The following is a 21903-nucleotide window of genomic DNA, read 5'->3' on the forward strand; positions in this document are numbered from 1 at the left end:
CCCCGCGAATGAACCCGGCGCGCCTCAATGCGATGAAACGTATTCGGAGCCGGCAAACGGCGGCGGCAGCGCGAAACTCTCGCGCATGCGCCTCGTCTCGGCGGCCGGCGTCGCGCCGAACAGCCGTTTGAATTCGCGGTTGAACTGCGAGGCGCTCGCGTAGCCGACGGCATGGCAGGCGGCCTCGGCCGTCATGTCCTGGCGCACCATCAGCAGCCGTGCCTGATGCAGGCGCGTCGACTTCACGTACTGCATCGGCGAGGTCTGCGTGATGGCCTTGAAGTGGCTGTGGAAGGTGGGCACGCTCATGCCGGCCTCGTCGGCCAGCAGCGACAGGTCGAGCGGCTGCGCGTAGGTGGCGTGGATCCGGCGCAGCGCCTTGCCGATCTTGCCGAACTGGCCCTGCATCGCCAGCGCGGCGCGCATCGCGTCGCCCTGCGCGCCGGTCAGCACGCGGAAATACAGCTCGCGCACCAGCGACGGGCCGAGGATCGCCGCATCGAGCGGCCGCTGCATCGCCTCCAGGAAGCGCAGCACGGTGGCGCGCAGCGGCGCGTCCATCGGGCTCGACATCATGCTGCGCGGCGCCTCGGCGCGCGCCGGCGCGGGCTGGCGATCGATCTGGATCATCAGCTCGGCCGCCACCTGGAAATCGAGGTGCAGATACAGCGCGAGCAGCGGGCGCGCGGGCGTGGCGTCGGTCTCCATCGTGAACGGCACCGGCACGGCCACCGCCAGATAGTGCTGCTCGTCGTACAGATAGACTTCATCGCCGAAATAGCCGCGCTTGCGGCCCTGGCAGACGATCACGATGCCGGGATCGTAGAGCACCGGCGTGCGCGCGAGCGGGCGGTCAGAGCGCAACACGCGCACGTCGGGCAGCGGCGTCAGGTTGTAGCCTTCGGCGGGCGCGAGCGAGCGCAGCAGCGTCACCATGCGCTGCCGGTCGCCGGGCCGGGCGGCGGCGGGGCTCGGCGGTTTCATCGTGGATCGGGTGGCCTCATAGAAATAGGCAAGAAAAGCAGAATAACGGGCCTGCAAAAGCTCGGCTCAGGAGAATAGCATGCAAGCTCATTCAATTTTCCAGGAGTCGTTGCCATGTCCTCCCCCAAGACTCTGCTCATTACCGGCGTCAGCAGCGGGTTCGGCCAGGCGCTGGCGCGCGAGGCGCTCGCGGCCGGCCATCGCGTGGTCGGCACGGTGCGCAACGAGGCGGCGCGGCAGGCGTTCGAGGCGCTCGATCCGGCCCGCGCGGTGGCCCGCCTGCTCGACGTGACCGATTTCGACGCGATCGACGGCGTGGTGGCCGACATCGAGGCGAACGTCGCCCCGGTGGACGTGCTCGTCAACAACGCCGGCTACGGCCACGAAGGCGTCATGGAAGAATCGTCGCTCGACGAGATGCGCCGGCAGTTCGACGTCAACGTGTTCGGCGCGGTGGCCATGACGAAGGCCGTGCTGCCGTTCATGCGCGCCCGGCGGCGCGGGCACATCCTCAACATCACCTCGATGGGCGGCTTCATCACGATGCCGGGCATCGCCTATTACTGCGGCAGCAAGTTCGCGCTGGAAGGCATCTCCGAGGTGCTCGGCAAGGAAGTCGCGCCGTTCGGCATCGCCGTGACGGCGGTGGCGCCGGGCTCGTTCCGCACCGACTGGGCGGGCCGCTCGATGGTGCGCACACCGCGCACGATTGCCGACTACGACGCGCTGTTCGATCCGATCCGCGCCGCGCGCGAGGAAAAGAGCGGCAAGCAGCTCGGCGACCCGGTGAAGGCCGCCCGCGCGATGCTGACCGCGATCGACAGCGACACGCCGCCCGCGCATCTGCTGCTCGGCAGCGACGCGCTCGCGCTGGTGCGCGGCAAGCTGGCGTCGATGGCCGAGGAAATCGATGCCTGGGAAGCGCTGAGCCGTTCGACGGACGGCGCGGCGTAACGCGCGTGGCCTGATCGATAGCGGCCGGCACGACCGCTCCGCGCCGTGCCCGGCGTGCCGGCCGGCTCCAGCCTGAACGGTCGCGAACGTCCCGTATGAGGAGCCAGGGCAGCCGGCCGCCGCCGGCCGTTCAGCGCGGCACGGCCAGCACGCGGTCGCCGGCCACCACGTACACGGCCTCGCCCGCCGCCCGCGCCGCCGCGCCCACCTCGAAGCCGCCGGTGAATTCGCCGAAGGCCGGCAGCACGCCGGCCCGCGCGCCGAACCGGAAGCACGGCAGGCGCACGCGATCAGCGCCCGCCGCGAGCCGCAGCACCGGATGCTCGTGCCCCGCCAGCGCATAAGCGCCGTCCACCCCACCCGGATGATGGCAAAGCGCCCAAGGCCCGAACCGATACGGCTCGCTCACGGGCTCGACGCCGAACTCGGCCGGCAGCGCGCCGGCATGCCGGTCATGATTGCCCTCGACGAGCACGAGCCGCAGTGCCGCGTGCCGCCCGCGCCACCTACGCAGCGCGCCCAGCAGCTCGTCGGCATGCGCTTCGCGCGCGTGCAGCAGATCACCGAGAAACACGATCGAGGCCGGCCGATGCGCCGCGATCAGCCGGTCGAGCCGCGCCAGCGCCACGCCGGTCGCGCCGGCCGGCACGGGAATGCCGCGCGCGCGGAACACGGCGTCCTTGCCCAGATGCACGTCCGCCACGAACAGGCTGCGCCGCACCGGATCGAACGCCGCGCGCCCGGCCGACAACCGCAGCGCGTGCCCGCCCAGTTCGATCGTCAGCGTCCCGTCAGTCCCGGTCATGCGCCGCCTCGCGTCGGGCCGTATTCTCGAGCGCGGCGAGCATGCGCTCGACGCGGTCGGCCAGCTGCTCGGTGCTGACCTTCTCGCGCAGGCGCGCGACGATCAGCGGGAACGCGAACGGCGTCGGCTTCGCCGGCTGCGTCAGCACCAGCCGGCTCTCGCGCATGCGTTCCAGCGCGTCCCGGATGCGCCGCAGCTCGAGTTCCTCGAGCATCACCTCGCGATCGGCCTGTGCGAGCAGCAGGTTCGCGCCGTCGTGCTGGCGGAACACCTCGTAGAACAGGCTGCTCGAGGCCTGCAGCTGCCGCGCGCTTTTCTGCTGCCCCGGATGGCCCTGGAACACCAGCCCCGAGACGCGCGCGATCTCCCGGAAACGGCGCGCGGCCAGCTCGGAGGCGTTGAGGCTCGCGAGGATGTCGTGCTCCAGCCCGTCCGGCGAAAACAGGCCGCCGTCGATCAGCGCCGGCCAGTCGAACGGCTGCGCCGACAGCAGCTCGAAGCCGTAGTCGTTCATCGAGATCGAGAACGTGCTGGGCCGGTCGCGCGCGACGCGCCACGCGATCAGCGCGCCGAGCCCGACGTGCGCCATGCGGCCGGCGAACGGATAGCAGAACAGGTGATGGCCCTCGCGCGTGCGCACGCGCTCGACCACCAGCACGCCGGGGCCGGGCAGCGCGGACCAGCGCGCCTGCAGTTCCAGCAGCGGCGCCACCGCGCGCATCTCCGGTTCGCCGCCGGCCTCGCCGTCGCGCGCGCGCGCGAGCATCACCAGCACCGCGTCGGCCAGCTCCGACGACAGCGGCATCCGGCTGCCCGCCCATTGCGGAAGCGCGCCGCGCGAGCGGGCCGCGCGCCGCACGTAGGCCGTCATGTCGCGCACGCGCACCAGTTCGAGCGCGCGGCCGGCGAACATGAAGACGTCGCCGGGCTTCAGGCGCGAGATGAACGACTCCTCCAGGGTGCCGATGCGCCCGCCCGCCAGCCAGGCCACGTGGATGCTGGCGTTGGCCACGATGGTGCCGACGTTGTTGCGGTGGCGCCGCGCCAGGTCCTCGCGCGGCACGCGATAGATGCCGTCGGCATCGGCCGCCACGCGGTGATAGTCGGGATAGGCCGACAGCGAGGCGCCGCCGCGCTCGACGAAGGCCAGCGCCCAGTCGAACTCGGCCTGCGTGAGATCGCGATAGGCATAGGCCGTGCGCACCTCGTCGTAGAGCGCGCGCGGCGTGAAGCCGCCGCCGATCGCCACCGTCACCAGATGCTGCACCAGCACGTCGAGCGGCTTGAGCGGCATCTCGCGCCCCTCGATGCGGCCCGCGCCGATGGCCCAGCGCGCGGCGGCGGCCTCCACCAGCTCCAGCGCGTGGGTCGGCACGAGGGTCACGCGCGAGGTGCGGCCCGGCGCGTGGCCCGAGCGGCCGGCGCGCTGCATCAGGCGCGCGACGCCCTTCGGCGAGCCGATCTGGAACACGCGCTCGACCGGCAGGAAATCGACGCCGAGATCGAGGCTCGAGGTGCAGACCACGGCCTTGAGCTTGCCGTTCTTGAGGCCGAGTTCGACCCAGTCGCGCACCGACTGGTCGAGCGAGCCGTGATGCAGCGCGATCAGGCCGGCCCAGTCGGGCCGCCGTTCGAGCAGCGCCTGATACCAGCTTTCCGCCTGCGAGCGCGTGTTGGTGAACACCAGCGAGCTGCGCGCGGCGTCGATCCCGTCGGCCACGGCGCCCACCTGCCGCGTGCCGAGATGGCCGCCCCACGGGAAGCGCTCGATGGTCTCGGGGATCAGCGTATCGACCACCAGCGGCTTCGGCTGCGCGCCGCGCACGACCACGCGCGGCGTGCGCACCGCGTGCAGCAGCGCGTCGTGCGCGAGCGCGAGGTTGCCGAGCGTGGCCGACAGCCCCCAGACCTGCAATGCCGGGCGCCAGTGCGCGAGGCGCGCGATGGCGAGCTGGGTTTGCGTGCCGCGCTTGTTGCCGAGCAGCTCGTGCCATTCGTCGACCACCACCAGCCGCAGCCGCGCGAGCGTCTCGCGCGCATCGGCACGCGTCAGCAGCAGCGACAGGCTCTCGGGCGTGGTGACGAGCGCCGACGGCATGCGGCGGTTCTGCCGGCTGCGCTCGGCGGACGGCGTGTCGCCCGTGCGCAGCCCCACCGTCCACGCCACGCCGAGACCCGACACCGCTGCCTGCAGGGCGCGCGCGCTGTCGGCCGCGAGCGCGCGCATCGGCGTGATCCAGAGCACCGTCAGCGGAGCCGGCAGGCCGGCGCGGCGCACGGCGGCCAGCACGGCTTGCGCGGCGGGTTTTGCCGTCTTGGCTTGCCGGTTTGAACCTCGGGCTTTCAGGTCTCGCACTTCCTGGTCTCGCAGATCCGATGCCCGCGCATCCGAATCATGCGTGTCCGAAGCTCGTACATCTGGGTCCCACATGTTCCAGGCTTGCGAATCCGACGCGTCCTGATCCGGCGGTTCGGCCTGCGAGTCCTCGACATCCGCGCCGTCGGCCGCCGCCCCACGCCCCTCCTCCCCCGCATAGGCAGCCAGCGCGCCGAGCCAGACCGCCCAGGTCTTGCCGGCCCCCGTCGTGGCATGCAGCAGCCCGCTCGCGCCGCGCGCGATCTCGCGCCAGACCTCCTGCTGGAACGCGAACGGCTGCCGGTCCTGCGCCGCGAGCCACGCGGCGATGCGCTCGCCGATCGGCCGGCGCGCCGCGGCCGCGTCGAACGCGAACGGCGCGGGCCGAAACGCCTCGGCAACCGCGTCGCGCTTCGCCTGCGCCGCGCGCGTGCGCGGGATGCGGCGCCCGCGCGGCGCGCGCGCCCGATGCCGCTCCGCATCGGGCGCGTCGCGCGACGCGGCACGATCGTCACCGCCGTCGCCACCGGCTGACTCGTCCGGCTCGTCGAACCCGCGCGCCCCGCTCATCCCGGCGCCCCGTTCAAGAAGCCCTTCAGCATGTCGAGCGTATCCGCCTCCTCGATCGACTTGTCGGTGCGCCAGCGCAGCATGCGCGGGAACCGCACGGCGATGCCCGACTTGTGGCGCGGGCTCGCCTGGATTCCTTCGAAACCGATCTCGAACACGAGCGTCGGCGTGACGCTGCGCACCGGGCCGAACTTCTCGATCGTCGTCTTGCGCACCACGGCATCCACCTGGCGCATCTCCTCGTCGGTCAGCCCCGAATAGGCCTTGGCGAACGGCACCAGCGTGCGCACGCCGTCGGCCTCGTCCCACACCGCGAACGTGAAGTCGGTATAGAGGCTCGCGCGCCGGCCGTGGCCGCGCTGCGCGTAGAGCAGCACCGCGTCGATCGCATACGGCTCGATCTTCCACTTCCACCAGACGCCCGACGCCTTGGTGCGCCCGACGCCGTACTCCGACGCCGCCGCCTTCAGCATCAGCCCCTCCACGCCGCGCGCGCGGCTCTCGGCGCGCCGCGCGGCGAGCGCCGGCCAGCCATCCGCCGTCACGCGCGGCGAGACGCGCAGCAGATCGACCGCGAGCGTGCGCGACAGCGCCCCGGCCAGCGCCTCGAGCCGTGCGCGCCGCGCCGTGAGCGGCTCGCCGCGCAGGTCGCGGCCGTCGGCTTCGAGCAGGTCGTAGGCGAGCAGCGCCGCCGGCGAATCGGCCAGCACCTTCTTCGTCAGCGACTTGCGCGTGATGCGCGGCTGCAGGCGCGCGAACGGCAGCGGCGCGTCGGCGCCCGGCTCCCAGGCGAGGATCTCGCCGTCGATCACGGTGCCGTCGGGCAGCGCCTCGCCGAGCGCGGCCAGTTCCGGGAAGCGCTCGGTGACGAGATCCTCGCCGCGCGACCAGAGCCAGACGCGGCCCGCGCGCTTGACGAGCTGGGCGCGGATGCCGTCCCACTTCCATTCGACGATCCAGTCGGCCGGCGGCCCGAGCGTGGCCGGATCGGCCTGCAGCGGATGCGCGAGGAAGAACGGATAGGGCAGGCCGAGGTCGCTTTCATGCGGCGCCGCCGGATCGTCGCCGTCGGCCTCGGGCGCGACCAGCCGCAGATAGCGCGCGGCGCTCGGCGCCTGCCGCGAGTCGGTCCAGCCGACCATGCGCTGCGCGATGCGCTTGTGGTCCACGCCCGCCACCTGCGCGAGCGCGCGCACCACCAGCTGCCGCGACACGCCCACCCGGAAGCCACCGCCGATCAGCTTGGTGAGCAGGAAGCGCTCGCTCCAGTCCAGTTCGTCCCAGTAGCCGGTCAGGCGCTCGCGCAGCGCCGGCGGATCGAGGCCGCGCAGGCCCAGCACGCGCTGCTCGATCCATTGCGCGAGCCCCAGCGCCGATTCGCGCGCGGGCGGCGGCAGCACGTGGGCGATCGTCTCGGCCAGGTCGCCCACGGCCTGATACGACTCCTCGAACAGCCACTCCGGCAGGCCGGCGCGCTCGCGCGCGGCGTCGGCCAGCACGCGCGTGGGCACCGTCTGGCGCGGCTTGCCGCCCGCGAGGAAATACGAGGCCCAGGCCGCGTCCTCGGGTGCGGCGCTCGCGAAATAAGTGATCAGCGCCTCGAGCTTGACGTTGGTGGAAGTGGTCGCGTCGAGCGCGGCATAGAGCGTCGCGAAGCGTTTCATCGCGGCGCGCTCGCGACCGGGTCCGGCGCATCCGCCGCGTCAGGCCCACCTTGCGGGTCCGGCCCGGCCGCTGCCTCGCCCGCGCCAACCGAATCGCCCGAATCGAGCGCATCGCCCGCATCGAGCGCCTCGTCGCCGTACTCGGTCGCGAACGCGCCGGCGTCGAGCCCCTGCTCGGTGAGCCAGCGCACCATCGGCTCGATCTGGCCGTGCGTGACGATCACACGCTCGGCGCCGCTCGCGCCGATCGCCTGCTGCAGGCCCGGCCAGTCGGCGTGGTCCGACAGCACGAAGCCGCGATCGACGCCGCGCCGGCGCCGCGTGCCGCGCAGGCGCATCCAGCCCGAGGCGAACGCGTCGCTGTAGTCGCCGAAGCGGCGCAGCCACGCGCTGCCCTGCGCGGACGGCGGCGCGATGACCAGCGCGCCGCGGAACGCGGCCTTGTCGCGCGCTTCGATTTCGCTGACGAGGCGCGTGGCGGGCAGATCGACGCCGGCCTCGCGATAGGCGCGGTTCAGCGGCTCGACGGCGCCGTGGCAGAAGATCGGGCCGATACCGCGGTCGATTCCGGCCAGCACGCGCTGCGCCTTGCCGAACGCGTAGCAGAACAGCACCGAGGCGCGCGCCTGCGCCGCGTTGTGCCGCCACCAGGCGTCGATGCCGGCGAAGATGGCCGGCGCCGGCTCCCAGCGGTAGATCGGCAGGCCGAACGTCGATTCGGTGATGAAGGTGTCGCAGCGCACCGGCTCGAACGGCGCGCAGGTCGGATCGGGCTCGACCTTGTAGTCGCCCGAGGCCACCCAGACGCGCCCGCCGTGCTCGACGCGCACCTGCGCCGAGCCCAGTACGTGCCCGGCCGGATGCAGCGACACGCGCACGCCGTTGATCTCGATCCGCTCGCCGTAGGCAAGGCCCTGCACCTCGATGCCGGGCAGCCGCGCGCGCAGCACGCCAAGCCCCGGCTGCGCGGCCAGGTAGCGCGCGTGCCCGGCGCGCGCGTGGTCGGCATGCGCATGCGTGATCACGGCGCGCTCGACCGGCCGCCACGGATCGATGTGGAAGCCGCCCGCCGGGCAGTAGAGCCCTTCGGGGCGGGCGATGATCAGGTCGGCGGCAGTGTCCACGCGTGTCCAGTCTCCAGTCGTCGATGCGGTCGAAACCCGGCCTGTCGAGTCTAGCCGATGCGGCCCGCGCGAGACGGGCGGGCCGGCGCGGGCCGGGGCCGGCAGCGTGGCTTGACGAGGGCGGAAGCGAAAATCGTTCCCGATCGGCTGAGCGCTGCGCGGCGCGGCACCGGCCGCATGTTCGCCCATGCCCGCGCACGCGGATCCACACCGCCGGGCCGCGCCGGCAGCCGCGTGCGGCCTCGTGGGCGGCGAAAGCGGCGATCCGGCGGCGCGCGCTGCCGCCATGCCGGCAGCGTGTCCGCGGCATTGGCCGCCGGCTCCCCCGGCATCGCGGCCGCATAGAAAATTCTTCTATGCTTTGCACGAATTCATCGCAACTTTGGAGTTTTTTTCCCAGCCCGCGCTCGTATCATTTCCCCTGCTTCAGATGAGTAATGGCACGCCATGGACATGACCGAGAACAACGCATTGCACTACCTCGATTACGCCGCCACCACGCCGGTGGACCCGCGCGTGATCGAATCGATGGCCGCCTGCCTCGGCGCCGACGGCATCTTCGGCAACCCCGCCTCGAACTCGCATCGCGCCGGCCGGCTCGCACGCGACAAGGTCGAGCACGCGCGCGCCCAGGTGGCCGCGCTGATCGGCGCCGCCGCCGACGAGATCGTCTGGACCTCGGGCGCCACCGAGTCGAACAACCTCGCGCTGAAGGGCTACGCGGACCACGCCGCCGAGCGGCGCCACCTGGTGACGAGCCGCATCGAGCACAAGGCCGTGCTCGACACGATGGCGAGCCTCGCCGCGCGCGGCCTGTCGGTCAGCTACGTCGCGCCGGCGCGCGACGGCGAGATCCGCCCCGAGGACGTGGCGGCCGCGCTGCGCCCCGACACGGGGCTCGTCTCGCTGATGCTCGTGAACAACGAGATCGGCACGCTCACCGACGTCGGCGCGATCGCGCGGCTCGTCCACGCAGCGGGCGCCCTGCTCCACGTGGACGCGGCGCAGGCGCTCGGCAAGACGCCGATCGACGTGCAGGCGCTCGGCATCGACCTGCTGTCGATGTCGGCGCACAAGGTGTACGGGCCGAAGGGGATCGGCGCGCTGTACGTGCGGCGCGGCCTGGCCGGCCGGATCGCGCCGCAGATGCACGGCGGCGGCCACGAATCGGGGCTGCGCTCGGGCACGCTCGCCACGCACCAGATCGTCGGCATGGGCCGCGCCTGCGAGCTGGCGGCCCGCGAACTCGACGCCGACACGGCACGGATCGCCGCGCTCGCCACGCGCCTGCGCGACGCGGTGCTCGCGATCGGCGGCGTCGAGCAGAACGCGCGCGCGGCGCGCCGCATTCCGCATACGCTGAGCCTGACCGTGACCGCGCCCGGCTTCCATCCGTTCATGCTCGACGAGGCGCTCGCCGTGTCGTCCACCTCGGCCTGCAATTCGGCGGCCGGCAAGCCTTCGCACGTGCTGACGGCGCTCGGCCTCGACGCCGCCGCGGCCGGCCGTACCGTGCGCCTCAGCGTGGGCCGCTTCACCGGCGAGGACGACATCGCGTTCGCCGTCGCGAGCTTCCGGCGCGCCATCGAGCAATGCCGCGCCACGGCCGAGAGCGGCTTCGCCGCCTCGCACCAGATCCAGCCGGACGACCTGAAGGCGATCCGCGGCGCGGGCTTTCGCGCCGTGATCTGCAACCGCCCTGACGGGGAGAGCGCCGATCAGCCCGCGTTCGCGGAGATCGCCGCGGCCGCGCGCGAGCTGGGCCTCGACGCGCGCTATCTGCCGGTCGAGGCGGCCGACCGGATCGGCGAGGCACAGGTGGACGCGTTCGGCGCGATGCTCGACGCGCTGCCGAAGCCGGTGCTCGCGTATTGCGGCAGCGGGCGCCGCGCGGGCCTGCTGTGGGAGCGGCTGGCGCTGCGGCGCACGGCTTGAGGCGATGGGTGGCGGCCGTTCGGGTTTGGCGGCCTGCCGGGGTCGGGCGGGTTGGTGCTTGGGGTGCATTGAGCGCGTCAGCTACATCGGGCGTGCCGCCGTACCGCCCGCGGCGGACCCGCAACGAACGCCTCCGGGCGCGATCCCCATCACCACCACGCACGCCCGTCGCCCGCCGGCTGCCTCAGCGTCCTTCGAGCCGGCCTCAAACCGCCCGGACGCATGCGTCCGGCATCAATCCACGCGACCATCGACGCGCGGTGCCGTCAGGAACGGCGTATAGCGGATCGTGTAGACCAGAAACGCGACGATCCAGCAGCCGCCCGACGCATCGATCCACGCCATATACGGCACCACCGGCACCAGCGGCCCGAACACGCGCAGCAGCGCGGCCGCGATCATCAGCCAGTAGCACGACTGCTCCCAGCGGCCCGCCACGAGCTTGCGGCCGGTGTGGCCGAGCGCGGTCCGCGTGACCATCGCGATGATCGCCCCGCCGATCGCGCCGACCGTCAGCGCATGCAGCGCCAGCGAATGCGGCACGACGCCGGCCGCGGCCAGCACCAGCATCGCGAAGCCGGCGGGAATCCACAGGCAGGACACATGGAGGATCCAGAGGATGGGCCGGTTGCCCACGCGCCAGGACCGCCAGCCGACGATCCGGGCCGCATGCAGCAGCGCGGTGACCGCCGCCGCCGCGGCCAGCAGCGCGGGCGGCGCGCCGGCCGCATCGGCGCCGAGCGTCAGCACGGCGGCCGGCGCGGCCAGCCTCTCCACCACGCGAAAGCGGCGCAGCGTGAAGCCGGGGATCGCGTTCATCGTGAACATCGGCACGATGCGCCCGCTGATCACCACCACGAACAACACGACCAGCCCGGTCGCCGCATAGGCGGTGCGCAGCGCGAGATCGGCGCGGCCCGCCGCGGCATACCAGAGGAACAGCGCGTCGAGCACGCCGAACAGCGCCAGCACCGCCGACAGGAACATGTTGCGGCGGTTGCCCGCGGCCACCAGCACGCGCAGCAGCACCAGCGCCGTGATCGGCAGGAACAGCGAATCGACCACCGCCGCCACCGCCCACGGCCCGGTCCAGACCAGCACGCGGCCCGCCGCCCACCATAGCCACAGCGCCGCCAGCGCGCCGCCGCGCAGCGTGTCGCGCGAGGTCCAGGCGCGCACGGCCGTGAGCAGGAAGCCCACCACGATGGCCGCCGCGAAACCGAAGATCATCTCGTGGACATGCCACAGCAGGCCCGACATCGACGCCATGCGCCCCGCCGCCGGCACGCCGTGCAGCGCGGCCAGCCACATCAGCATCGCCAGCGCGCCGAACGCGGCGCCGCCGGGATAGAACGGCCGCATGCCGAGTTGCAGCAGCGGCGGCACCGGGGAATGCGGCGCGGCCCGCATCGGTTCGCTGATCTTCACGCTGGCCTCCGGGATCGATGAACGCGCCGGCCAGCATAGCGCCGCTCGCCCCGCGCAGGCGCGGCCCGGCGGCTGCCCGGCGCGGCACATCTCGCCAGTCCATGATCGGCGACAAAACCCGCCGCGATTCGCCGCGACAATCGGCGCCGCGTTCGCCGCTCCCGCTTCGTTCTTCGCATTCGCCTGTAACCGCCGATGCGCGCGAAGCGAATCCATGCCGGTGGCGCGATTCGCGGCGCGAGGCATCGCGGATGGCGCGCCGCCACCGTCCTGAAAGGAGAACGCCATGGACCGTCTGTTTTCTTTTGCCGGCGGCAGCGCCGGCATCTGGCATGTCACGTCGGCCCGCACGCTGGCCGGCGAGAGCCTGCCGCCGGTGGCGGCGCTGGCCGTCTCGCCGGCCGGCAGCGGCGCGACGGCCGGCGCCGAGCCAGCCTGGCTGCTGCGCGGCATCACGAGTCACGAGCGGTATACGTCGGGCGACGAGAAGACGCGCTTGACGGCCTCGCAGCAGGGACTCGGCCGCGCCGCGTCCACCTGCGCGGCGCTGATTCCGCTGCGCAAGAACGCGGCCTGGTGGGCGCTGCCGCAGGACGCGCGCCGCGAGATCCTCGAGGATCGCTCCGACCACATCCGGATCGGGCTGCGCTATCTGCCCGCGATCGCGCGCAGGCTCTATCACTGCCGCGACCTGTCGGAGTCGGAGCCGTTCGATTTCCTCACCTGGTTCGAATACGCCCCGGCCGACCGCGATCGCTTCGACGATCTGGTGGCCGCGCTGCGCGCGTCCGAGGAGTGGCGCTATGTCGACCGCGACATCGACATCCGCCTCGAACGCGCCGCCACGCGCACTTGAGTGGAGCCCCGGAAGGCGGTTGCGCGGCGGCGTCGAACTCGTATTCCGTGAAGCCGGGATGATTGGTGCGATTCACATGCATTCGGAAAACGGCGGTTCGCATTGATGCGATCCGAATCGTCAATCGATCGTGCCAGCATATTTTCGGCAATATCAACGAATCACCGCAATATCGACACGATTGGATTCGATTCGATTATCCGATTCCACCGGATTCACGAATCACGCGGCGTTTCCAATCAAGACGGATTACCCGAAAACCACGGCCTCGCGCTTATACCATGCCTTTCCCCGCATGTTTCCCCGGGAAAGGCATTGACCCTCGATCACGATCCGAATAATCTCGATTTCGCCTGTCACCGCACTCGCCAATCCGATTCGAATATCCTCGACCGACAGGCAGCGTGTTGCTCCCAACCCTTGGAGACCCGTATGTCGCCCGTGATCAAATATTGCCTGCCCGCCCTGATCGCCTGCTTCGCTTTCAGCGGAACGGCGCAGGCCGCCGAAAAAACCTTCTGTTATTTCCATCACAATTGCCCCGCCGACGGCAAGCTGCCGAAAAACCAGACGCCGGGCCAATACACGAAGCAGCAATGCAAGAACGGCGGCGGCAAGAGCTGGGGCGACGGCCCGACCAGCTGCGAGAACGTCAACAAGTAACGCCGGCCGGGCACACCGCCGCCGCGGCATCGCCCGGCCGGCGGTGCCGCCTCGCTCCGCCACGCGGGCGCCGGCCTGGAAGCCGACGTCATGCGCGCCGAATCAAGGCCACCAGCCTCAACCCGCATCCACCTCCGCGCCGCCGCGCGCCAGCACCGGCGCGAGCGCCTGCCCGGTATGGCTCGCGCGCACGCGCACCAGCGCCTCCGGCGGCGCCGCCGCCACGATCGTGCCGCCGCCCACGCCGCCTTCCGGACCCAGGTCGATGATCCAGTCGGCCTCGGCGATCACGTCGAGGTCGTGCTCGATCACCACCACGCTGTGGCCGCCGTCCACCAGCCGGTGCAGCACGCGGATCAGCTTCGCGACGTCGGCCATGTGCAGCCCGACGGTCGGCTCGTCGAGCACGTAGAGCGTGTGCGGCGCCTTCTGGCCGCGCCGCGTGATGTCGTCGCGCACCTTGCTCAGCTCGGTCACGAGCTTGATGCGCTGCGCCTCGCCGCCCGACAGCGTCGGCGAGGGCTGGCCGAGCGTCAGGTAGCCGAGCCCGACGTCCTTCATCAGCTGCAGCGGATGCGCGATGTTCGACAGCGCCGAGAAGAACGCCACGGCCTCGTCGATCTCCATCGTCAGCACCTCGCCGATGTTGCGGCCGCGCCAGGTCACGGCGAGCGTCTCGGGATCGAAGCGCTGGCCGTGGCAGACGTCGCACGGCACCTTCACGTCGGGCAGGAAGCTCATGCCGATGGTGCGCACGCCCTGCCCTTCGCAGGCCGGGCAGCGCCCGTCGCCGGTATTGAACGAGAAGCGCGAGGCGGTATAGCCGCGCGCGCGCGCTTCCAGCGTGTCGGCGAACAGCTTGCGGATGGTGTCCCACACGCCGATGTAGGTGGCCGGGCACGAGCGCGGCGTCTTGCCGATCGGCGTCTGGTCCACTTCGAGCACGCGGTCGATCGACTCCCAGCCGCTGATCGACTCGCAGCCCTGCCACGCGTGCGTGACGTCGAGCGCGGGCCGCGGCGCGCTGCGCGCCAGCACGCTGGCGCGGCGGTTGGCGGCCGGCGCGCTCTGCTCGGCGGACTTGCGCGCGCGGCGCGTGGCCGGCGACGACAGCACCGAGCGACCCACCGCGTCGAGCAGGTTGGCCATCAGCACGTCGCGCGCGAGCGTCGACTTGCCCGAGCCGCTCACGCCCGTCACCGCCACCAGCCGCGCGAGCGGAATCCCGACCGTGACGTCGCGCAGGTTGTGCAGCCGGCCGCCATGCACGGTCAGCCAGTGTTCCGGCGTGGGCTCGCCGCGCTTCGCGTCGGGCGGGTTCACGGGGCGCCGCGGCTGCAGCGGGTGCGTGATCGGCTGCGCGAGGAAGCGGCCGGTCAGCGACGCCGGCTGGGCGGCCAGCTCGGCCACGCCGCCCTGCGCCACCAGCGTGCCGCCGCGCTTGCCGGCGCCGGGCCCGATGTCGATCACGTGATCGGCGCGGCGGATGGTGTCCTCGTCGTGCTCGACCACCACCAGCGTGTTGCCCTTGTCGCCGAGCTTGCGCAGCGCGTCGAGCAGGATCCGGTTGTCGCGCGGATGCAGGCCGATGGTCGGCTCGTCGAGCACGTAGCAGACGCCCTGCAGGTTGCTGCCGAGCTGCGCGGCCAGGCGAATCCGCTGCGCCTCGCCGCCCGACAGGCTCGGCGCGGCACGGTCGAGGCTCAGGTAGCCGAGCCCGACCTCCTCGAGGAACGCGAGCCGGCTGCCGATCTCGCTGACGATGTCGCGCGCGATCTGCGCGTCGCGCCCGTCGAGCTGCAGGCCGTCGATCCAGCGGCGCGTGTCCGACACGGTCCACTGCGCGACCTCGACGATCGGATGCGCGTCGAACGTCACGGCGCGCGCCGACGGGTTCAGGCGCGTGCCGTGGCAGTCCGGACACGGCTCGCTGCCCACGCCCTCCGGTTCCTGCTCGTCGGACGGCAGCGTCTGCTCGCGGCCGCGATCGTCGGCGCCGAGCACGGTGTCGTCGTAGGCCGCGCGCTGTTCGCGCGTGAGCGCGAGGCCGGTGCCCACGCAGGTGGTACACCAGCCGTGCTTGCTGTTGTACGAGAACATGCGCGGGTCCAGCTCGGGATAGCTGGTGCCGCACACCGGGCAGGCGCGCTTGACCGACAGCACCTTGACCGTGCCGATCGCGCCGGTGGGCAGGCCCTCGGCGAGCGCGCGCTGCAGGCCGTCGAGCGGCGCGAGCAGATGCATCACGCCCTTGCCGATCTCCAGTGTTTCGTCCAGGCGCTGCCGCAGCTCGGCCTCGTTGTCGGGCGACACCACGAGGTCGGCCACCGGCAGCTCGATGGTGTGCTCGCGGAAGCGGTCGAGCTTCGGCCACGGGTCCACCGGCACGAACGCACCGTCCACGCGCAGATGCGTGCTGCCGCGCGCCTTGGCCCATTTCGCGAGATCGGTGTAGACGCCCTTGCGGTTGACGACCAGCGGCGCGAGCAGCCCGACGTGCTGGCCGCGATGGTCGCGCAGCAGCTGCGCGGCGATCGATTCGACCGACTGCGAGGTGACCGGCGTGCCGTCGTGGATGCAGTGCTGCAGGCCGAGCTTCACGTACAGCAGCCGCAGGAAGTGCCAGACCTCGGAGGTGGTCGCCACCGTGCTCTTGCGTCCGCCGCGCGACAGGCGCTGCTCGATCGCCACCGTGGGCGGGATGCCGTACACGGCGTCCACCTCGGGGCGCCCGGCCGGCTGCACGATCGAGCGCGCGTAGGCGTTCAGCGATTCGAGGTAGCGGCGCTGGCCTTCATGGAACAGGATGTCGAACGCGAGCGTGGACTTGCCGGAACCCGACACGCCGGTGATCACGTTGAAGCGGCCGTGCGGGATGTCGACGTCGAGCGCCTTCAGGTTGTGCTCGCGTGCGTTGACGATGCGCACCACGTCCTCGCCCTCCACCTCGCGCCGCGCGCGCATCGCGCTGAGCCTGGCCTGCAGCGGCACGCCGTAGTCGGCGGTGTCCTCGGCCGCCTGCAGGTCCATCGCGCGGTCGTACTGCAGCAGCGCCTCGCCCGTATGCGAGCCGGCGCAGCCCTTCACGTCCTCGGGCGTGCCGGCGCACAGCACCAGGCCGCCGCCGTCGCCGCCCTCGGGGCCGAGGTCGATCAGCCAGTCGGCGGCGCGGATCACGTCGAGGTTGTGCTCGATCACGACCAGCGAATGGCCGCTCGCGAGCAGCTTGCCGAACGCCTGCATCAGCTTGGCGATGTCGTCGAAGTGCAGCCCGGTGGTGGGCTCGTCGAACATGAACAGGCGCGCGTTGCGGGCCGCCTTCGCGGCGGCGTTGCGCCCGCCGCTGCGGAACGCCGCCGCCGATTCGGCCAGGAACCCGGCCAGCTTCAGGCGCTGCGCCTCGCCGCCCGACAGCGTCGGCACCGGCTGGCCCAGCTTCACGTATTCGAGCCCGACGTCGGCGATCGGCTGCAGCACGCGCAGCACCTCCTCGTCGGCGGCGAAGAACGACGCGGCCTCGCTGACGGTCAGGTCGAGCACGTCGGCCACGCTCAGCGCGCGGCCCGCGCGCTCGATCCGCACTTCCAGGATCTCGTCGCGATAGCGCCGGCCGTCGCAGTCCGGGCAGCGCAGGTAGACGTCGCTCAGGAACTGCATCTCGATGTGCTCGAAGCCGGAGCCGCCGCAGGTGGGGCAGCGGCCCTCGCCGGTGTTGAAGCTGAACATGCCGGCGCCGTAGCCGCGCTGCAGCGCGAGCGGCGCCTTCGCGAACAGCTTGCGGATCTCGTCGAACGCGCCCACGTAGCTGGCCGGGTTCGAGCGCGTGGTCTTGCCGATCGGCGACTGGTCGACGAACACCACGTCGCTGACCTGCTCGGCGCCGGTCAGGCGCCGGAACGCGCCCGGCGACTCGGTGGCCTTGCCGAGCTGGCGCGCCATGGCCGGATACAGCACCTCCTGCAGCAGCGTCGACTTGCCGGAGCCGGACACGCCGGTCAGGCACACCAGCCGCTGCAGCGGGATCTCCACCGTGACGTCGCGCAGGTTGTGCTCGCTCGCGCCTTCCAGCACGATGCGCGGCGTCGCCGCGTCCACCGGGCGGCGCGCCCAGTTCGATGCGTGCGCAACCTGTTTGCGGCCACCCAGGTATTCGCCCGTCAGCGTATCGGCCGCGCGGATCTCGGCCGGCGTGCCGTCGTAGACGATTGCGCCGCCGCGCTCGCCCGGCCCCGGCCCCATGTCGATCAGCCGGTCGGCCGCGAGCATCACGGACGGATCGTGCTCGACCACCACCAGCGTGTTGCCGGCGTCGCGCAGGCGCTGCATCGCCTCGACGATGCGGTTCAGGTCGCGCGGATGCAGCCCGATGCTGGGCTCGTCGAGCACGAACAGCGTCTTGGTCAGCGAGGTGCCGAGCGCCGTGGTCAGGTTGATGCGCTGCACCTCGCCGCCCGACAGCGTGCGGCTCTGGCGGTCGAGCGTCAGGTAGCCGAGGCCCACGTCGCACAGATACTTCAGGCGCGTGCGCACCTCGGCGAGCAGCAGCTTCAGCGCGTCGTCGAGCAGCGCGCTCGGCAGCGTGATCTCGTCGAAGAAGCGGCGGATGCGCTCGATCGGCAGCAGCATCAGGTCGTGGACGGTCAGGCCCGGCAGTGCCTCGAGCTGCGCGCGGTTCCAGTCGACGCCGCGCGGCAGGAACCGCGCGGCCGGCGCGAGCACGGCGTCGGCGTTGGCCCGGCTGCCGAGCCGCCACAGCAGCGATTCGGTCTTCAGGCGCGCGCCGCCGCAGACCTCGCACGGCGTGTAGCTGCGGTACTTCGACAGCAGCACGCGGATGTGCATCTTGTACGCCTTCGATTCGAGGTAGGCGAAGAAGCGCTTCACGCCGTACCACTGGCGCTGCCACTCGCCGTCCCAGTCGGGCGACCCGTTGATGACCCAGTCGCACTCGGCCTCGGTCATCTCCGACCACGGCGTGCCGCGCCGGATCCCGGCGCGCTCGGCGTAGCGCATCAGGTCGTCCTGGCATTCCTTCCAGGCGGGCGTCTGCATCGGCTTGATCGCGCCGCCGCGCAGCGTCTTGCGCTCGTCGGGGATCACCAGCCCGAGATCGACGCCGATCACGCGGCCGAAGCCGCGGCAGGTCTCGCAGGCGCCGTAGGCCGAGTTGAACGAGAACAGCGCGGCTTGCGGCTCCGCGTAGCGCAGGTCGCTGTCGGGGCAATGCAGGCCGGTGGAGAAACGCCAGATCGCGGGCTCGGCGCTCGCCGGCGCGTCCGCCCCGGCCGCCGCGTCCGCCGCGTCGGGCGCCGCCGGCAGCACGTACACGTCCACGCGCCCGCCGCCGCGCTTGAGCGACGCTTCGATCGCCTCGACCACGCGCACCTTGTCGGTGCGGTGCAGGCGGAAGCGGTCGGCCACCACGTCGAGCACCTTGCGCGTGCCGTCGGCCGCCGCCACCTCGCGCTGCGCCTGCACGCGCGTGTAGCCGCTCGCCGACAGCCACTGCTCGACTTCCTCGGGCGTCACGCTCTCGGGCAGCTCGACCGGGAACGTCACCACCAGCCGCGGGTCGTCTGCTTCCGTGCGCGCGGCCAGCTCCGCGTAGATCGTCTCCGGCGTGTCGTGCCGCACCGGCTGCGCGGTCTTGCGGTCGAACAGCTCGGCGGCGCGCGCGTACAGCAGCTTCAGGTGATCGTTCAGCTCGGTCATGGTGCCGACCGTCGAGCGCGAACTGCGCACCGGATTGGTCTGGTCGATCGCGATCGCGGGCGGCACGCCGTCCACGCGGTCCACCTGCGGCCGGTCCATGCGGTCGAGGAACTGCCGCGCGTAGGCGCTGAAGGTCTCGACATAGCGCCGCTGGCCCTCGGCATAGAGCGTGTCGAACACCAGGCTCGACTTGCCGGACCCGGACGGACCGGTCACGACGGTCATCTCGCCCGGACGCAGGTCGAGATCGACGTTTTTAAGATTGTGCTGGCGTGCTCCGCGAATGCGGATCAGATGGCTGGATGACAATTGGCCTGTCCGTATGAATGGGTTGACCGGTGTTCACGAGGCCGCGCGGCCACGAAAGAGCCACGGGCGCGGGGCGGGCGCGGCTGGCCTAGGCGGGAACGACGCGAGATTCGACGGCTACTATACTGTATATTCATACAGCTTGCTGGCGGGGCTGCGCGCCCGCGTGGAAACGGCGCCGGCCGGGGCGGCGGCGGCCCGGCACCCTCAATCGACGGGCGGCACCGCGCCTTCCGACAGCGTCTTGATCAGGCGCGCCCGGCGCCGTTCGAGGTCGGCGATCTGGCGCTCGATGGCCGCGAGGCGCCGGCGCTGCACCTCGCTCGTCTGCTCGCACGAGCGCGCGCCCTCGAGCAGCAGCATGCAGTCGGGAAAGCCGCGAATGTCCTCGATCGTGAAGCCGGTCGCGATCATGCGCTGGATCTGCCCGACCTGCGTGACGGCCTTGCCGGGAAACATGCGATAGCCGTTGTCGGCGCGCACCGAGGCGAGCAGGCCGTGCCCGTCGTAATGCCGGATCGAGCGCACGCTCGCGCCGGTGCGGCGCGCGAGTTCGCCGATCGTCAGCAGCTCGGGGGAAGGCATCGTGTTCATGCCGCGCAGGCTAGCACGATTCGCTTGACTCTCACATCGGTGTGAGGGTTCAGACTGGCTGTTCCCTCGATTCCCAAGGAATGCCCATGTTGTCCCGCATGCTCTCCCGTCTGTTGATTGCCGGCGTGGCCGCCATCTCGCTGCATGCCGCCGCAAGCGCCGCGCCCGCTCCCACCAGCTACACCGTCACTTCGACCGACGGCGTGAAGCTCGCCGTGCAGGAAAGCGGCAACCCGGACGGCGCGCCGATCATCCTCGTCCACGGCCTGCTCGGCAGCCGCCTGGACTGGGACGCGCAGCGGCAAAGCCCGGCGCTGCGCCCGTACCGGATCATCACCTACGACCTGCGCGGCCACGGCCTGTCCGACAAGCCGTCCGGCGCCGAGCCGTATCACGACGGGCGCCGCTGGGGCGACGACCTGGCGGCCGTGATCGCCGGCTCGCACGCGCACAAACCGGTGGTGGTGGGCTGGTCGCTCGGCGGCGTGGTGATCTCGAACTACCTCGCCGCGCACGGCGACGCCGAGATCGCCGGCGCCGTCTACGTGGACGGCGTGGTGGAACTGACGTCGCAACTGCTGGTCGCGCATCCGGACGTCTATCGCGACATGAATTCGCCGGACCTGAGCACGCATCTGGACGGCGAACGCACGTTCCTCGCGCTCTGCTTCCAGCACCGCCCCGCCGCCGACGCGTTCGAGCGGCTGCTCGCCAACGCCGCGCTGGCGTCGTGGGACATGCAGCGCGAGATCCCGACCATGACCGCGTTCGCGGCCGAGGGGCTGGGCCGGGCACACGTGCCGCTGCTGTTCCTCTACGGCGGCCGCGACGCGCTGGTCAACACGCCGGCCACGCTGGCGCGCGCCCGCGAGCTGAACCCGCACATCGACAGCAAGGTGTATGCCGAATCGGGCCACGCGCCGTTTCTCGAGGAACCGGCGCGCTTCAACCGCGACCTGGCCGCGTTCGTGAAGACGGCGACCGCCCCGGCCGCCGGGCAATGAGGCATCATCCGCCTCGAGCAAAGGAGAGCACCATGCCCCACGACACCGCGCCGGCCGCCCCGCGGGATGCGTTCCCCGGCTTCGCCGCGCTCGAGGTGGAAGCCGGCGGCGTCGCATTCCGTGGCCGGATCGGCGGCGCCGGCGCGCCCGTGCTGCTGCTGCACGGTTATCCGCAGACCCACTTCGCGTGGCGCCGGATCGCGCCGGCGCTGGCGCGCTCGCACCGCGTGATCGTGCCGGACCTGCCCGGCTACGGCGCGAGCCGGACCCAGCATGACGCGCCGCGCTGGACCAAGCGGCGCGTGGCCGAGGCGCTCGTCGCGCTGATGAGCGGGCTCGGCCACGAGCGCTTCGCCGTGGTCGGCCACGATCGCGGCGCGCGCGCCGGCTACCGGCTCGCGCTCGATCATCGCGCGCGCGTGAGCGCATTCGCGTCGCTCGCCGTGATCCCGACGCTCGACGCGTTCGCGGCCGTCGATCCCGCGTTCGCGCTGCACGCGTGGCACTGGTTCTTCCTCGCGCAGCCGGACGGCCTGCCGGAGCGGCTGCTGGCGGCCGACCCCGACGGCTTCCTCGACGCCGCGCTGGCGCGGATGGCGGGCGGCCTCGAACGCGTCGAGCCGGCCGCGCTCGACGCCTATCGCCGGGCGTTTCGCGATCCGGTCGTGCGCCACGCGATCTGCGAGGACTATCGCGCCGCCGCCGCGGAGGATCGCGAGCACGACGCGCACGATCTCGCGGCGGGGCGCCGGCTGGCCTGCCCGGTACATGTGCTGTGGAGCGCGGCGGAGCGAAAGGCGGCCGTGACCTCGCCGGTCGAGATCTGGTCGCGTTGGGCCGACCGCGTGACGGGCGCGGCCCTGCCCGGCGGCCACCTGCTGCCCGAGGATGCGCCGAACGAGGTGCTGGCCCAGCTTGGCGCGTTCCTGCCCGGAGTGTCGTGAG

The 21903-nt window shown here is 71.9% G+C and carries 14 protein-coding genes; 6 read left to right on the top strand and 8 right to left on the bottom strand.

Translation table 11 applies throughout. The features are described from left to right. Nucleotides 1-24: 24 nt before the first annotated feature. Nucleotides 25-936, bottom strand: a complete 912-nt coding sequence (locus tag BpN12_RS09710) for an AraC family transcriptional regulator (RefSeq protein ID WP_246794675.1) — start codon at nucleotides 934-936, stop codon at nucleotides 25-27. Nucleotides 937-1098: 162 nt separating this feature from the next. Here BpN12_RS09710 and BpN12_RS09715 point away from each other — a divergent pair, with 162 nt between their 5' ends. Beyond that, nucleotides 1099-1938, top strand: a complete 840-nt coding sequence (locus BpN12_RS09715; RefSeq protein ID WP_246792279.1) for an oxidoreductase — start codon at nucleotides 1099-1101, stop codon at nucleotides 1936-1938. Nucleotides 1939-2068: 130 nt separating this feature from the next. Here BpN12_RS09715 and pdeM read toward each other — a convergent pair whose 3' ends face one another. From pdeM to BpN12_RS09735, 4 genes are read right to left on the bottom strand one after another with little or no spacing between them, the layout of a single operon-like run. Continuing rightward, a complete protein-coding gene (pdeM, locus tag BpN12_RS09720; protein WP_246792281.1) occupies nucleotides 2069-2743 on the bottom strand; it encodes a ligase-associated DNA damage response endonuclease PdeM in 675 nt (224 codons plus the stop codon). After that, the gene (locus tag BpN12_RS09725; RefSeq protein WP_246792282.1) at nucleotides 2730-5669 is read right to left on the bottom strand and encodes a ligase-associated DNA damage response DEXH box helicase; all 2940 of its coding nucleotides are present in this window, start codon (nucleotides 5667-5669) and stop codon (nucleotides 2730-2732) included. Before BpN12_RS09725 ends, pdeM begins: the two co-directional genes overlap by 14 nt. Beyond that, on the bottom strand, nucleotides 5666-7333 hold the full coding sequence (locus tag BpN12_RS09730) for an ATP-dependent DNA ligase (protein ID WP_246792283.1): 1668 nt from the start codon (nucleotides 7331-7333) through the stop codon (nucleotides 5666-5668). Before BpN12_RS09730 ends, BpN12_RS09725 begins: the two co-directional genes overlap by 4 nt. Continuing rightward, the gene (locus BpN12_RS09735) at nucleotides 7330-8457 is read right to left on the bottom strand and encodes a ligase-associated DNA damage response exonuclease (protein WP_246792285.1); all 1128 of its coding nucleotides are present in this window, start codon (nucleotides 8455-8457) and stop codon (nucleotides 7330-7332) included. The genes BpN12_RS09730 and BpN12_RS09735 overlap by 4 nt, the downstream gene beginning before the upstream one ends. Before the next feature lie 453 nt (nucleotides 8458-8910). Here BpN12_RS09735 and BpN12_RS09740 point away from each other — a divergent pair, with 453 nt between their 5' ends. Continuing rightward, nucleotides 8911-10392 carry an aminotransferase class V-fold PLP-dependent enzyme gene (locus BpN12_RS09740; RefSeq protein WP_246792286.1) on the top strand — a complete coding sequence of 494 codons (1482 nt, stop codon included), beginning with the start codon at nucleotides 8911-8913 and terminating at the stop codon, nucleotides 10390-10392. 234 nt (nucleotides 10393-10626) lie between these two features. Here BpN12_RS09740 and BpN12_RS09745 read toward each other — a convergent pair whose 3' ends face one another. Further along, entirely contained in the window at nucleotides 10627-11802 is a 1176-nt protein-coding gene (locus BpN12_RS09745) for an NnrS family protein (protein WP_246794676.1), read from the bottom strand. Nucleotides 11803-12106: 304 nt separating this feature from the next. On the opposite strand from BpN12_RS09745, the gene BpN12_RS09750 reads away from it, so the two are divergent. Together BpN12_RS09750 and BpN12_RS09755 are read left to right on the top strand one after the other, a co-directional pair. Further along, on the top strand, nucleotides 12107-12676 hold the full coding sequence (locus BpN12_RS09750) for a chlorite dismutase family protein (RefSeq protein ID WP_246792288.1): 570 nt from the start codon (nucleotides 12107-12109) through the stop codon (nucleotides 12674-12676). A gap of 432 nt (nucleotides 12677-13108) precedes the next feature. After that, entirely contained in the window at nucleotides 13109-13339 is a 231-nt protein-coding gene (locus tag BpN12_RS09755) for a hypothetical protein (RefSeq protein ID WP_246792289.1), read from the top strand. A gap of 117 nt (nucleotides 13340-13456) precedes the next feature. Here the strand turns inward: BpN12_RS09755 and uvrA are convergent, their stop codons facing one another. Both uvrA and BpN12_RS09765 read right to left on the bottom strand, forming a co-directional pair. Next, entirely contained in the window at nucleotides 13457-19360 is a 5904-nt protein-coding gene (uvrA, locus tag BpN12_RS09760; RefSeq protein WP_246792290.1) for an excinuclease ABC subunit UvrA, read from the bottom strand. Nucleotides 19361-19567: 207 nt separating this feature from the next. Beyond that, on the bottom strand, nucleotides 19568-19954 hold the full coding sequence (locus BpN12_RS09765) for a MerR family transcriptional regulator (protein WP_042628460.1): 387 nt from the start codon (nucleotides 19952-19954) through the stop codon (nucleotides 19568-19570). Between the two features lie 86 nt (nucleotides 19955-20040). On the opposite strand from BpN12_RS09765, the gene BpN12_RS09770 reads away from it, so the two are divergent. Both BpN12_RS09770 and BpN12_RS09775 read left to right on the top strand, forming a co-directional pair. Then, nucleotides 20041-20958, top strand: a complete 918-nt coding sequence (locus BpN12_RS09770) for an alpha/beta fold hydrolase (RefSeq protein WP_246792291.1) — start codon at nucleotides 20041-20043, stop codon at nucleotides 20956-20958. Nucleotides 20959-20990: 32 nt separating this feature from the next. Beyond that, on the top strand, nucleotides 20991-21902 hold the full coding sequence (locus BpN12_RS09775; protein WP_246792292.1) for an alpha/beta fold hydrolase: 912 nt from the start codon (nucleotides 20991-20993) through the stop codon (nucleotides 21900-21902). Nucleotide 21903: the final 1 nt, after the last annotated feature.

Source organism: Burkholderia perseverans (assembly GCF_022870505.1).
Classification (GTDB): domain Bacteria; phylum Pseudomonadota; class Gammaproteobacteria; order Burkholderiales; family Burkholderiaceae; genus Burkholderia; species Burkholderia plantarii.